The sequence below is a fragment of the Mycobacterium florentinum genome (assembly GCF_010730355.1).
Lineage (GTDB): Bacteria > Actinomycetota > Actinomycetes > Mycobacteriales > Mycobacteriaceae > Mycobacterium > Mycobacterium florentinum.
In genome coordinates this window covers 3,632,851-3,647,180 of record NZ_AP022576.1, presented here as the reverse complement: position 1 = coordinate 3,647,180, position 14,330 = coordinate 3,632,851, and the positions used below count along the sequence as shown (strand labels likewise).

Genomic DNA, 14,330 nt, shown 5'->3' with positions numbered 1-14,330 from the left:
ATAGCGATGTCCAAACGAGGTTTCGTCCGCGGCAGCCGCAAGCCCGCGCCGAACGTTCCGCCGGTGCGCATCGCGGTTGCCGCACCGTTGGCGTTGCCCGAACGCGAGCCCCGCAACATCCTGCTGATGATCGCGATTCCCGCGCTGCTGGTGGGAATCATCGGGACGCTGGTGGTGATGTACGCGTCGGGGATTCGATCCCTGCAGTCGGGCTTCTTCCCGATGATCGGTCTGGTCGGGTTCGGCACGCTGATGTTCAGTGGGCGCTTGGGGCGAGGGCGCCGGATCAGTTGGGGCGAACAAGAAAAGCAGCGCCGCAGCTATCTGCGCCAGCTCGACGAGGATCGCGACGAAGTGCAACGCGCGGCCCAGAATCAGCGTCGCAGCCAGCTTTTCGTCCACGGCGATCCGCAGCGGTTGGACACCGTCATCGGTGGGCCGCGGATGTGGGAACGACGCCCGGCCGACCCGGACTTCCTCGACGTCCGCCTGGGCATCGGGATCCAGCAAGCCAGCGAATCCGCGGTGTCGCTGCAGTGGCCCGATGTTCCGATCGGCGAAGAGCTCGAGCCCGTAACCGGCGGTGCGCTAAGGGATTTCATCCTCGAGCAGAGCAAGATCCGCGGCATCGGTAAGGTGCTCAGCCTGCGGTCGAAGCCCGGCTTCAGCTTCGTCGGCGACGATCCGGGCGAGCTGCACAGCCTGGCCCGTTCGGTCCTGTGCTCGCTGGCCGTCTACCACAGCTCCAGCGACCTCAAAGTCATGGTCGTCACCCGCCACCCCGAGTTGTGGTCCTGGCTGGTGTGGCTGCCGCACAACCAGCATGACGAAATGTTCGACGCGTGTGGGCTGCGCCGGTTGATCTTCACCTCCCCCACCGAGTTGGAAGAGGCGCTCGACGCCGAGCTGCACCGCAAGGGTCGTGGACCGTGGACACCGCCGGTCGGCATGAGCCCGACGTCCATGCCATCGCCGATCGAGTCCAGCACCGGCCTGGCGCTGGGACCGCACTGGGTGATCGTGGACGACAACGTCGGCACCCCCGAGCAGTGGGAAGGCGTCACCGGGCAGAAGGGCATGGCCGGCATCACCGTGTTGCGGCTGGCCATCCGGGCCGGGGTGGGTGTCGGATTCACCGACGACAGTGAGCGTTTCGCGCTGCGCGAGGGCCGGCTCACCCACCGCGGCACGTTCTATGCCGTGGCGGACATGCTCGCCGAAAGCACCGCCAACCGGTACGCGCGAGCACTCGCCCGTTGGTCCCCGATGAGCGCCGGAGACCTATCGGAGACCGACAGCCAGGGCGGTGAATTGCTGCGCGCGCTGGGCATCGGCGATCCCCGGGAACTCGACGTCGACCGGCTCTGGGGCGAAAGCCGCGGCCGCGGCGACCACAAATGGGCGATGATGCCGGTGGGCGTCAAGCAGGGCGGCGAACTGCAACAAATCATCCTGCGCGCCAAGGACTTTGGTGGATTCGGGTTTCACTCGGTCGTGATCGGGACCTCCGGTTCGGGCAAGTCGGAATACTTCCTGTCGCTGTGCACCGGGATTGCGTTGACGCACTCCCCCGAGACGTTCATCGTGATCTTCGTCGACATGAAGTTCGAATCGGCGGCCCAGGACCTGCAGGGGTTCCCGCATGTCGCGGGTTCGTTGTCCAACCTGGGCAAGGACGACCGCCATTTGGCCGAGCGAATGCGCAAGGCCGTCAACGGCGAGATCGCCCGGCGGTACCGACTTTTCAACCAAGCCGGGGCGCGTGACGCCAACGAGTACGAAGAGATGCGACTCGCCGGGCGGGACCTGGAGCCCGTCCCGATTCTGCTGGTGATCATCGACGAATACCTGGAGTTGTTCATCCATCATCCGGAGTGGATCGACTTGGTCATCCACATCGGGCAAGAAGGTCGCGGCTGTAACGTCTTCTTCACACTCGGCGGTCAGCGGCTGGACCTGTCGTCGCTCAGTAAGGTCAAGAGCAACATCGCTTTTCGGGTGGCCCTGCGTGCGGAGACCGCGGAGGACTCGCGCGATGTGATCGGTAGCGACGCGGCGCTGCATCTGCCGTCGAAGGAGAACGGCTACGCACTCCTCAAGGTGGGGCCACGCGACCTGGAGCAGTTCCGCTGCTTCTACGTGTCCGCTCCTTTCGTGGTGCCCAAGCGGGTGGTCAACGTGAATAAGACGGTGGCCATGAGCTTTTCGCAGCCACGGTCATTAACCTGGGCCTACCAGCCGCTCAGCGAAGCCGATAGCGAAGCATTGGCAGTTGCCGACGAACCCGAAGAGCCCGACGAGTTTCTGTTCCACTCCGACGGGTTTCGCAAGAAGAAGCTGGTCGACGTGATCCGCGAGTCGCTGATGTCGCACAGCGCGCGTCCGCCTCACCAAATATGGCTCCCACCTTTGGAAGTCAGCGAGCCGATGGATGTGCTGGTGGCGAGCTGGCGGGGCAGGCCGTGGTATGTCGACTACGGCGACAACCCGGGTTTGGTGTTCCCGGTCGGTGTCGTCGACATCCCCGAAGACCACGCGCAACGGGTGCACGCCATCGACGCCGAGATGGACAACATCATGGTGGTGGCGACCGCTCAGCGCGGCAAATCAACGACGCTGATGTCGTTGATCACCTCGGCCGCGTTGATGTACCGGCCCGAGCGGGTCACGTTCTTCTGCATCGGGGCGTCGCTATACCCCGTCGAAGATCTGCCGCACGTGGCGTCCGTCGTCAGCCAGACAGATAAAGAAGGCGTCTCGCGAACCGTGGCGTCGATCGAGGGCTTGATCCTGGCTCGCGAGGCCGCGTTCAAGCAGTACCAAATCGACATCTCCGAATTCCGGGAACGGCGATTCGGGACCGAGCGGGAGGGCGGAACCGATCCCGCTGACAAGTTCGGCGACGTCTTCCTCGTCGTCGACAACTTCAGCGACCTGTACGACAAGGATTCCGCGATGGGAGACCGCTTGGTCTCGATCGCCCGCCAGGGCCTGTCCTACGGCGTCCACGTCGCGACCACTGCCACGGCATGGCTGGTGGGTCAAAAGCAGGCGCTGGTCAACGTGTCGAATGCGCGCATCCAGCTGCGGCTGAGCAATCCCGACGAGACCCAGATGGGCGAGGGCCTCGAGCGGCGCAAGGCCGCCCGCAACACCCTGGACCGGCCCGGGTTCGGCGTCACCCGGGAGGGCCATGAGGTGCTGATCGGGGTGCCGGAGATCACGTCGGCCGCCGGCGAACGGATACCGACGCGCCAACTCGGCGGGGTCATTGCCGAGGTGACCGGAGTCGGCAGGCTGGAGAAGTTGGCGCGACTGCCCGAACAGATTCAGCTTGCGCAGATCATCGCCGCGTTCACGGAGACCGACGTGGCGGCGGACCCGTTCAACATCCCCTTCGCTATCGGCGAAAGTGCTTTGCAGCCAACGTATTTACCGACTCGAACGGTGCCCAGCATGCTGGTGCTGGGCCGGCAGTTGTGCGGTAAGACGACGACGCTGGCTGCCTTCGGCCAGGCGGTCATGAGCCGGTTCGGTCCCGAGCAAGCGCAGATCACCATCATCGATCCCAAGACGTCGCTGATCGGCAAGATTCGGGGGCCGCACGTCCGCGCGTACGCCTATACCGCCGACGACATAGATGCCGTGATCGAGGAACTGGCGACGATGATGCGCGACCGTCTTCCTCCCTCGGGCCTGAGTCAGGAAGAGTTGCTGAGCCGCAGCACGTGGGAAGGCCCGCACCATTTCCTGCTGATCGACGACGAGCAGGAACTGCGTCCCCACGGTGCGATCGGCAAAGCGGCCGCGAGCGCTCCGTTGTGGGGGCTGATCGAGCGCAGTCGAGAGATAGGACTGCACGTGATTGCCTCGCGCCTGCCCGGAAACTGGGCGGGGGTCTCCGTGACGAATCCATTCCTGCAGAAGATGACGAGTTCGCGCGCGCCCACCCTTTTCATGGACAACGACCCGGCGATGGTCAAAGTGTTCGCCCGGGTCAGCGCACAGCAACTGCCGCCCGGGCGAGGCTTGCTCGTCACGACCGATGGCGCGATCGAAGGTGTGCTGGTAGGAGCCCCGGAATAGGCCGATCTGCAACGTCAGCCGGGGCCGCAGGAAAGGTGAATCGACAGCGGACAGCGGTCACCATAGAATCGGGCCATTCCGCGATATTTCGCCGGACACAACTTGCCTGGTGGGGAGCCAGCCAAAAGGGGGTATACCTCCGCGGATGAAACCGGGCATTTAGAAATACGGAGGGTCAAAATGAGCGGTCTGTTTGACATGGTGCCGGGCGCCGTCGACTTGTCGGCGGCGACAGAAGGTGCGATCAGCCAGGAGATGGCGGCTACCACCGCGGCCGGCGCGGCAGCGCTGACCGGCGTGCTGCCGATGGCCCCGGACGCCGATTCGGCGCAATTCGCCGCCGCGCTGAACGCAACCGGTGCGGCGTACCTGGCGACCGCGGCCGAGCACGCCGGGCAGCGGGCCGGGTTCTCTGGTGCACAGGGTCTTGCGTCCGCCACTGGAGTCATGACCGACGCACTGAACGCGGCCGCGAGCGCGTTCTAACCGGCAATGGCCGACCCCAGATTCAACGGCCCGCCCGAGATCATTGCTCAGATCTTCGAGGCGGGCAATCCGGCGTCGGTGCTTGCCAACAACGCGGTGTGGGTCACCGAGACCACGAATCACGAAGTAGCGGCCGGCATTTCAACCGTCAACTCTCTGGCGACGGCGGCGCAGTGGCAGGGCGTCGGTGCGGTCGCTTCGATGATCACCTCGCTCGGCCTCAATGCCGGATTGCACACCCTGGTGGGCTGGACCGCGGAGAAGATCGGCGTGACGACGGCGGCGGTCGAGGCCTTCATGCTCGCGAGATCGACGGTCGTCCCGTCGATCGTGTCACTGACCAATCGACTCGAGTGGGACGTACTGTTCCACACCAATTTCTTCGGTCAGAACACATTCGCCATGGGCGAGCGGGACGGCGAGTACTACCTCCACCATTGGCCGACCAATTCGACCATCGGCTGGGCCTACGCCAGCACGCTGGCCACACTCACCGCGGCGTTGGCCGTTCCCCCGCCCGTCGCCCCGATGGGTGCCTCGCCGGCCGGGCCGGCGGCCGCCGCGTCGGCGGTGGCACAGGCTGCCGGTCAGGCCGGCATGAACGGCGCGACGCAGGTCGGTAGCCAGGCGACCCAAGGTGCGGGGCAGGCAGCGGCCACACCCGCGGAGGGCGGCAGCCAGCTCAGTTCACTGATGCAACAGCCTCTGCAAATGATCTCCGGCCTGACCGAACCACTGCAGCAGGTTGTCAAGGCCCCGATGGATGCCTTCCAGGGGATGGCCAGCATGCCGCAGGGGCTGCTCCAGTCGATGACCGGGGCGTTCTCGTCGGCAGGAGCGGGTAACGCCGGAGCGGCCGGTGCCGCCGCGGAGCCCGCCGTGCTGGCCGGGGCAACCGGTCCCCTGGGGGGCGCAGCCGGCGGCGGAGGCGTGGGTGGCGGTGGCGGCTTCCCCGGCGCCGGCCTGACCAGCTACACCCGCCCCACCAGCAGTTTCGAGCCGGAAACCGGCGGGCGGCCAACCAGCCTGCGTGCCGGCGTGCTCAACGCCGCCGAACTGCGCGGCCCCACCGTCTCGACCGGCAGCGGGATTGGCGGCTCGCCGATGCCGATGTCGCCTGCCGGCATGCTGGGCCAGGGCAAGGAAGGCCAGGCCGACAAGGACGTCGCCCGCGTTCGCGTCGTGGTCGGCGCCGGCGAGCCGACCGACGAGACCTAGCGGCGGCTTTCGTTATCCTTTATCGCCCGGGCTTGGGGTGAATGCCCCGGCTCTCCTCGCGCTACGCGCTCATCGCCCGGGCCCGGGCGGGCCGGCGAACGCCTGCGCGATCTCCAGCCAGCGCTGGGCTTCGGGACCGTGCGCGGTGATGTCGAGGGCGCCGCGCGGACGGCGCTGAGTGACCAAGAAGCAGAAGTCCTCGGCGGTCCCGGTGACGCGTTGGGCGGCGTCCGCCGGACCCCAGGACCAGGTGTCGCCGTCGGGTGCGCGCAGCTCAACCAGAAACGGTTCGGACGGCGGGGTCAGCTGGTTGACCGTGAACGCGTAATCGCGGGTGCGCACCCCCAAATGGGCGATCGAGCGCAGTCGCGCGGCGGGCGCCCGCTTGACGCCGAGGGCGTCGGCGACGTCCAGCCCGTGCGCCCAGGTCTCCATCAACCGCGCGGTGGCCATCGACGCCGGGCTCATCGGCGGCCCGAACCACGGCAATTTCCGGCCCGCGTCGACCGTGAGCAGCGCGTCGTGCAGCCGCTTGCGGGTGGTCCGCCACTCGCCGAGCAGTTCGGCCGGCGGGGTGGTCGCCAGCTCCTCGGCACCCGCGTCGACGAAACCGACGGGGTCCTGCATCGCCTCGGCCAGCACCGCGGCGAAGCCCGGCTCGTCGGTCACCGAGAGCAGCGCGACCCGATCCGTCCACAACAGGTGCGCGATTTGGTGTGCGACGCTCCAGCCCGGCGACGGCGTCGGGTCGGCCCAGCGCGCTGCCGCGAGCGGCGCCACCAGCGCGTCGAGGTCGTCGCTTTCGGCACGCAGGTCGGCCACCATCGGCCCGGGATCCGCCATCTTGACCTCCTAGCGAATGGTAGTCGGCTGACCGCGCCGGCCGACGACACTGTGTATGGCGAGCCCGGCCAGGTAGATCGCCGACCCGAACAGCACGAACGTCGGCGCGTGCCCGTCGGGTGGGATCAACACCGCGGCCACCGTGATCGAGACGATGAACGAAACCCAGAACAGCGCATCCTGCACCGCGAACACGTGGCCGCGCAGCGCGTCGTCGACGTCCATCTGCATCGCGGAGTCGGCGCACAGCTTGATCATCTGGCCGGTCACCCCGAGGAAGAAGCTGCACCCCACCATGACCGGCAGCGTCAGTCCCACCCCGGCCAACTCGATCAGCGCGGCCGCCGCCAACGCACCGTTTGCCGCTGCGTAGCGCCCCCAGCGGCGCACCGCCGGAGGGGTCAACAGGGTGGCCAGGAATGAGCCGAGCCCCGAGGCGGCGAAGAACACCAGCGCGATCCCCAGGCCGCCGAACGCGGGGCTTTTCGTGTGGTGCGCCAGCAACAGGATCACCAGCGAGTTGATGCCCACCACCATCCGGTGCGACGCCAAGCCGGACAGGGCCGCGGCGACCGTCGGCGTGGACACCACGGTGCGCGCGCCGTGCAACCACCCGGTGATCACCGCATAGACAACCGATCCGTGGATCGCCCGCTTGGTGTCGTCCGGCCCGAGCACCCGGGGTCCGAACCGCAGCGACAGCAGCAACGCGACCAACACCGGAATCACGGCCATCAAGATGATGATGGACGCTCCCCGATCGCTACCGCCCACGAAATAGCGAGGGATCAGCATGAAGTTGGCGCCGAAGAAGGCCGCGATGGCGCCCGAGGCGGTGGCGACCGAGTTCATCGTCACCACCTTTTCGCGCGGCACCACGTGCGGCAGTGACGCCGACAGTCCCGAGGCCACGAATCGTGAAAAGCCGTTGAAGAGCAATGCCCCCAGCAGCAGCGACATCTCCCCGGCGCGCACCGCGAGAATCGTGCCGATCACCAGGATCAGCAGCAGGCGGCACAGGTTGGCGCCCACCAGTACCCAGCGTCGGTCCCAGCGGTCCATCAGGGCCCCGGCGAACGGTCCCAGCAGCGAATAGGGCAAGAACAGCACCGCGAATGCGAACGCGATCGACAACGGGTCGGCGGCCCGGTCCGGATTGAACAGCAGCGCGCCGGCCACCGTCGCCTGGAAAAGCCCATCACCGAATTGACTCGCCATGCGCACCGCAATCACCCGCCGCAGATCGGGCATTGCGCGCACCGATTGCCAGAGTTCGACGGGTGCACGCGAGGGCATCCGGGTTTGGAACACAGGACCGACTTCCACGATTGGGCTGGACAAAGATCGTCGCACTCGACGTCGCAGTAATAACAGTACAAATACTTACGGGCGGCGTTTGTTTGTGCCGAGCGATGCTACGGGAGTGCGATGATGGACTGATGCCGCCGCCCGAGGATCCCGAAGACTACATCGCACCCGCTGCCCAGCGGGTGCGTGCGGGTACTTTGCTGCTTGCCAATACCGACCTGCTGGAACCGACGTTTCGGCGCAGCGTCATTTACATCGTCGAGCACAACGACGGCGGCACGCTGGGCGTGGTGCTCAACCGCTCCAGCGAGACCGCGGTCTACAACGTGTTGCCGCAGTGGGCCAAACTCGCCGCCAAGCCGAAGACGATGTTCATCGGTGGGCCGGTGAAGCGCGACGCTGCCCTGTGCCTGGCCGCGTTGCGGATCGGCGCCGACCCGCAGGGTGTACCCGGTTTGCGGCATGTCGCGGGGCGCATCGTAATGGTCGACCTCGACGCCGAGCCCGATCTGATCGCGCCATTGATCGAGGGTGTCCGGATCTACGCGGGCTACTCGGGCTGGACCATCGGTCAGCTCGAAGGCGAGATCGAGCGCGACGACTGGATTGTGTTGTCCGCATTGCCATCTGACGTTCTCGTCGGAGCGAAGGAGGACCTGTGGGGGCAGGTCCTGCGCCGGCAGCCGCTGCCGCTGTCGCTGTTGGCCACCCACCCGATCGACGTCAGCCGAAACTAGGCCTCCTCCCCCACCTGCGCCGGCGCCGACGTTTCGTCCGCCTCACGCGCCAGCCGGCTGGCGATCACCGCGCACACCACCAGCTGAATCTGGTGGAAGATCATCAGCGGCAACATGGTCAGGCCGACGATGTTGTTGGGGAAAAACACCAGCGCCATCGGCAGCCCGGACGCGAGGCTCTTCTTCGAACCGCAGAACAGCAGCACGATCGCATCGCCGCGGTCCAGACTGGCCAGCCGGCCGGTCGCCGTCGTGGCGACCAGCACGATGGCCAGCAGTCCCGTCGCGACCAGGCCGACGAGGATCAATTGCCAGATGTCGACGCTGACCCAGATGCCCTCCACCACGCCCATCGAAAAGGCCGTGTACACGACCAGCAGGATGGACCCCCGGTCGACGACCTTGAGCACCGCCGCATAGCGGCTGACGAACCCGGCGATCCATGGCCTCGCCAGCTGGCCGGCGCCGAAGGGCAGCAAGAGCTGCACCACGATGTCGCGGATCGAAGTGCCGTCCACGTGGACGGCGCCGCTGGTGTTCATCAGCACCACCACCAGCAGTGGGGTCAGCACGATGCCGAGGATGTTCGACAAGGAGGCACTGACGATGGCGGCGGAAACATGGCCCCGCGCAATCGAAGTGAATGCGATGGACGACTGCACGGTCGACGGGACCAGGCAGAGGAACAGCACGCCGTTGTAGAGATCGGTCGTCAGGATCGAGGGCACCAACGCCCGGGCGGCCAGCCCCAGCAGCGGGAAGAACAGGAACGTCGTGGCCAGTACCAGCAGGTGCAACCGCCATTGCCGGACGCCGTGCCAGGCCTGCTGAGGCGAGAGCCGGGCTCCGTACAAGAAGAACAGCAGCGCGATCGCGGATTCCGCGGCGACCGACGCGACCTTGGCGGCGTCGCCGTGGGCGGGGAAGAGGGAGGCAATAGCGACGGTTGTCGCCAAAGCCAGCAGAAACAGATCGAGGATCGTCGACAAGCGCCTCAGCATGGTGGCCTATCGCACGACGTCGCGTCGGTGGGGTTTCGTCAGTGGCAGGACTGTGTGCAGGCGCTGCACTCGCCGGCACAACTGGGTGCCGCCGCTGCTTCTTGGCGCAGCGCGAAGCGTGCACTCTGCCACGAGCCGGCGGCCAGCGTGCCGAGGGCGCCGGCCACGCAGACGATCAGCACCACGAACGCGGTGTGCGCGGAGGCGGCCAGCGCCACCACACCGCCTGCGGCCAGCATTACCGCGGCCGCCAACTGTGTCGGCGCCATGGCGCGCAGCGCCAGTTGAGTACCGGCGACTGCGTGGTTGTGAGAGAGCGACCAGGCTCCGAACCCGGCGGAAGCCACCGCCGCACAGACGCACACCACCCCAGCGATCAGCATGGCCTCACAATACGAGGCCGATCGCGGATGCGCGCGCCGGGCTCCACACCCCTTGTGTCGGCGCCGAATTAGCGCGAGCCGAGGCTGCTGAAGTTCGGCAGGGGCGGAAGCCCAGGTACGAGGGCCAAGAGGTTGGGCGCGGGCTGCGGGGAGGGCAGCTGGTTGGGCACGCCCAGCTGCGCGGGAACCTGGGTAGGTGCGGCGACGGGCGGCTGGACGGGTGCGACGGCAGGCGCCTGGGCCGGAACCGCGGCGGGTGCGGCGCTCGGCGCGGGTGCGGCGCTCGGCGCGGGTGCGGCGGGGGCCGGGGCGGCGGCGCCGGGAGCGGCCACCCGGAACCCGTTGATGATGGCGTCGGTGGCGGGAGCGTCTGCGACTGCCACGGCCCGGTCGGTAGTCACCGAGAGCGACACCAGGTAGGTGTCGTGGCCCGAGGTGGCAAGGACGTGGCGGCGCGAGGTGTTCAGCGTCATATCGCCCTCGCGGTAGGTGCCCTCGATGACCGACGACGGGAAACCGTCGAAGTCAGCCATCGAGGCGTTCGTGGACTGCCAGGCAAGCAGTTTCTGGCTGTCGACGTAGCCGTGCGAGATGGCTTCTCGGGGATCGAAGGTTCCGACCAGCTTGTAGACCACGACCTGCGCGTTTGACGTGTAGACACTGCTGCCTTGCCGGTCGGCGATCACCGCGAACGCATCCGGAACATTGGGATCGGGCACCTGGGTCCAGCGCGGCGGCACCGGCAGCGTGATGTCGAGCGGCTTGAATCCCTGCGGCTTCTGGGGTTCGAGCTTGACGCCCTTCGATTGGAAGTAGTCGCGCAGCGTTCCGGAGGCCGCGGGGGTCACGGTCGGCTGTGCCGGCGCGACCACGGCGGCGTTGGGCGTCGCGGCCGGAGCCGCGATGTTGTTGGGCGCTGCGGGAGCGGAGGCGAGGCTCGGCGGTGCGAACGGATTCGCCGCCGGCGGGGTGGGGACGAACCGGTTGCTGTTGGCCGTACCGGGGGCCGCAGGGATGTACTGCTGCGCGGGCACCGGCACGATCGGACCCGGTGGCACCGGAACCAGAGGATCGGCCGAAGCCGTGGCACCCGAAAAAAGGGCGAACCCGATCACACTGGCGGCGAAACCGCCGGCGATTACACGCCCGGGGGCGGCGATCTGAGTCATCTCTGTCGGTCCTTCCGGAATGGCTGGTCCACCAGCATCCGTCGTATAGAGGGTGACTGTAACCAGAGGTCAAACGCGCTGGACAGGGCCGAAACAGAGCTGGGATGAACCTCTGATCTCCGCGCAACGCAACCTTTATCAACCTGTGGCCGACACGCCCGTCCAGACCGTCCTTATACGCTGTTCACGTGACCCAATCGCCGACCGCCTCGTCTCGGAGCAACTCTGCGGGTGCTCCGACCGAGTCCGACGCGCCGCCATTCCGTTACACCGCGGAGCTGGCCGGGCGTATTGAGGCCACCTGGCAGGACAACTGGGCGCGGCTGGGGACGTTCAATGTGCCCAACCCGGTGGGGTCGCTGGCGCCGACGGACGGCGTACCGGTGCCCGACGACAAATTGTTCGTGCAGGACATGTTCCCGTACCCATCGGGTGACGGGCTGCACGTCGGACACCCCTTGGGCTACATCGCGACCGACGTATACGCCCGCTACTTCCGGATGACGGGTCGTAATGTCCTGCACGCCTTGGGTTTTGATGCTTTTGGGCTGCCCGCTGAGCAATACGCGATGCAAACCGGCACCCATCCGCGCACCCGGACCGAGGCCAACATCGTCAACTTCCGCCGGCAGCTGGGCCGGCTCGGCCTCGGACACGACAGTCGGCGTTCGTTCTCGACCACTGACGTCGAGTTCTACAAGTGGACGCAATGGATCTTCCTGCAGATCTACAACGCGTGGTTCGACACCAGGGCCGCCAAGGCGCGTCCGATCGCCGAGTTGATCGCCGAATTCGATTCCGGTGCCCGTCGTCTCGACGATGGCCGGGACTGGGCGACATTGTCGGCGGGGGAGCGCGCCGACGTGATCGACGGCCACCGGCTGGTGTACCGGGCCGACTCGATGGTGAATTGGTGCCCGGGCCTGGGCACGGTGCTGGCCAACGAAGAGGTCACCTCCGACGGCCGCAGCGACCGCGGCAACTTCCCGGTGTTCCGGAAACGGTTGCGGCAGTGGATGATGCGTATCACCGCGTACTCCGACCGGCTGCTCGACGACCTGGACCTGCTGGACTGGCCGGACAAGATCAAGGCCATGCAGCGCAACTGGATTGGCCGTTCCACCGGCGCCGAGGCATTGTTTTCGGCGACGACGGCGCGCGGCGACATCGTCGACATCGATGTGTTCACCACGCGCCCGGACACCTTGTTCGGCGCAACCTATCTGGTGCTGGCTCCCGAGCACGACCTGGTGGACGACCTCGTTGCCGACGCCTGGCCGGACGGCGTCGACTCCAGTTGGACCTACGGCGCCACCACACCCGCGGAAGCCGTAGCGGCCTACCGGCGCGCGATCGGCGCGAAGTCTGACCTCGAGCGCCAGGAGAGCAAGGAGAAGACCGGAGTCTTCCTGGGCAGCTACGCGACGAATCCGGCCAACGGTAAACCGGTGCCGATGTTCATCGCCGACTACGTACTGGTGGGATACGGCACCGGGGCCATCATGGCGGTGCCGGGCCACGACCAGCGGGACTGGGACTTTGCCAGCGCGTTTCACCTGCCGATAGTGGAAGTCATTGCCGGTGGCGATATTTCGGAATCCGCGTACACAGGCGACGGCGTGCTGGTGAACTCCGGTTACCTCGACGGAATGGATGTCGCGGCGGCCAAGGATGCCATCACCGCCCGCCTGGAGTCCGAGGGCCGCGGCCGCGCGCGGATCGAATTCAAGCTGCGTGACTGGCTTTTCGCGCGCCAGCGGTACTGGGGCGAACCCTTCCCCATCGTCTTCGACAGCGACGGCCGCCCGCACGCGCTGAACGAGGCCGCGCTCCCGGTGGAGCTTCCCGACATCGCGGACTACTCGCCGGTGCTGTTCGATCCGGACGACGCGGACAGCGAACCGTCGCCGCCGCTGGGCAAGGCAACCGATTGGGTGCACGTCGAGCTGGACCTGGGCGACGGCCTGAAGCCCTACAGCCGCGACACCAATGTGATGCCGCAGTGGGCCGGCAGCTCGTGGTACGAGCTGCGCTACACCGATCCGCATAACTCAGAACGGTTCTGCGCCAAGGAGAACGAGGCGTACTGGATGGGTCCGCGGCCGGCCGAGCACGGTCCGCAGGATCCCGGCGGCGTCGACTTGTACGTCGGGGGTGCTGAGCACGCGGTGCTGCACCTGTTGTATGTCAGGTTCTGGCACAAGGTGCTCTACGACCTGGGTCACGTCACCTCGTCGGAGCCATTCCGCCGGCTGGTCAATCAGGGCTACATTCAGGCGTTCGCCTACACCGATTCCCGCGGGTCGTACGTCGCGGCCGACGAGGTGATCGAACGCGGCGACAAGTTCTTCTACCCGGGACCCGACGGCGAGATCGAAGTCTTTCAGGAGTTCGGCAAAATCGGTAAGAGCCTGAAGAATTCGATTTCACCCGACACGATCTGCGACGAATACGGAGCGGACACCCTGCGGGTGTACGAGATGTCGATGGGCCCGCTGGAGGCGTCCCGGCCGTGGGCGACCAAGGACGTCATCGGCGCGCAACGCTTCTTGCAGCGAGTCTGGCGGCTGGTGGTCGACGAGAGCACCGGCGAATCCCGCGTGGCCGACGGCCAGGAGCAGCTGGACACCGAAACCCTGCGCGTACTGCACCGCACCATCGAGGGTGTAGCGGAAGACTATGCGGCCCTGCGGAATAACACCGCGGCGGCCAAGCTGATCGAGTACACCAACCACCTCACCAAGGAGTATCGCGCCGCGGTACCCCGCGCCGCGATCGAGCCGTTGGTGCTGATGCTGGCACCGCTGGCCCCGCACCTGGCCGAGGAGTTGTGGTCGCGATTGGGGCACACCACGTCGTTGGCACACGGCCCGTTCCCGGAAGCCGACCCCGCCTATCTTGTCGACGACACCGTCGAGTACCCGGTGCAGGTCAACGGCAAGGTGCGCGGACGCGTGGTGGTGGCCGCCAACGCCGACGAGGACACCCTGAAAGCCGCTGCCCTCGGCGATGAAAAGGTCCAGGCATTCTTGGCCGGAGCCACCCCTCGCAAGGTGATCGTGGTTGCCGGCCGGCTGGTGAACCTGGTCGTCTGAAATC

10 protein-coding genes are annotated in these 14,330 nt (G+C 66.8%); 5 read left to right on the top strand and 5 right to left on the bottom strand.

The genetic code is table 11. The features are described from left to right. Positions 1-6 precede the first annotated feature (6 nt). The 3 genes from eccCa to G6N55_RS17270 all read left to right on the top strand — a co-directional run bounded on the left by eccCa (position 7) and on the right by G6N55_RS17270 (position 5,790). Entirely contained in the window at positions 7-4,086 is a 4,080-nt protein-coding gene (gene eccCa / locus G6N55_RS17280) for a type VII secretion protein EccCa (RefSeq protein ID WP_085222156.1), read from the top strand. Between the two features lie 180 nt (positions 4,087-4,266). Then, entirely contained in the window at positions 4,267-4,572 is a 306-nt protein-coding gene (locus tag G6N55_RS17275) for a PE domain-containing protein (protein WP_179968079.1), read from the top strand. Positions 4,573-4,578: 6 nt separating this feature from the next. Next, positions 4,579-5,790 carry a PPE domain-containing protein gene (locus tag G6N55_RS17270; RefSeq protein ID WP_085222158.1) on the top strand — a complete coding sequence of 404 codons (1,212 nt, stop codon included), beginning with the start codon at positions 4,579-4,581 and terminating at the stop codon, positions 5,788-5,790. Between the two features lie 69 nt (positions 5,791-5,859). Here the strand turns inward: G6N55_RS17270 and G6N55_RS17265 are convergent, their stop codons facing one another. Both G6N55_RS17265 and G6N55_RS17260 read right to left on the bottom strand, forming a co-directional pair. Further along, a complete protein-coding gene (locus G6N55_RS17265; RefSeq protein WP_085222159.1) occupies positions 5,860-6,633 on the bottom strand; it encodes a TIGR03084 family metal-binding protein in 774 nt (257 codons plus the stop codon). A 9-nt stretch (positions 6,634-6,642) separates the two neighbouring features. Then, positions 6,643-7,929, bottom strand: coding sequence for an MFS transporter (locus G6N55_RS17260; RefSeq protein ID WP_085222954.1), 1,287 nt, complete (start codon positions 7,927-7,929; stop codon positions 6,643-6,645). A 140-nt stretch (positions 7,930-8,069) separates the two neighbouring features. On the opposite strand from G6N55_RS17260, the gene G6N55_RS17255 reads away from it, so the two are divergent. Then, on the top strand, positions 8,070-8,678 hold the full coding sequence (locus tag G6N55_RS17255; RefSeq protein ID WP_139826882.1) for a YqgE/AlgH family protein: 609 nt from the start codon (positions 8,070-8,072) through the stop codon (positions 8,676-8,678). Here G6N55_RS17255 and G6N55_RS17250 read toward each other — a convergent pair. The 3 genes from G6N55_RS17250 to G6N55_RS17240 form a co-directional block, all read right to left on the bottom strand. Beyond that, complete coding sequence (locus G6N55_RS17250; protein WP_085222161.1) at positions 8,675-9,679, bottom strand: bile acid:sodium symporter family protein; 1,005 nt, start codon at positions 9,677-9,679, stop codon at positions 8,675-8,677. The genes G6N55_RS17255 and G6N55_RS17250 overlap by 4 nt on opposite strands. A gap of 38 nt (positions 9,680-9,717) precedes the next feature. Then, positions 9,718-10,062, bottom strand: a complete 345-nt coding sequence (locus tag G6N55_RS17245) for a hypothetical protein (RefSeq protein ID WP_085222162.1) — start codon at positions 10,060-10,062, stop codon at positions 9,718-9,720. Positions 10,063-10,130: 68 nt separating this feature from the next. Then, entirely contained in the window at positions 10,131-11,231 is a 1,101-nt protein-coding gene (locus G6N55_RS17240; RefSeq protein WP_085222163.1) for an LpqN/LpqT family lipoprotein, read from the bottom strand. A 188-nt stretch (positions 11,232-11,419) separates the two neighbouring features. Between G6N55_RS17240 and leuS the strand changes: the two genes are divergently transcribed. Beyond that, positions 11,420-14,326: a leucine--tRNA ligase gene (gene leuS, locus G6N55_RS17235; protein WP_085222164.1), complete on the top strand. Its 2,907-nt coding sequence runs from the start codon at positions 11,420-11,422 to the stop codon at positions 14,324-14,326. Positions 14,327-14,330 lie beyond the last annotated feature (4 nt).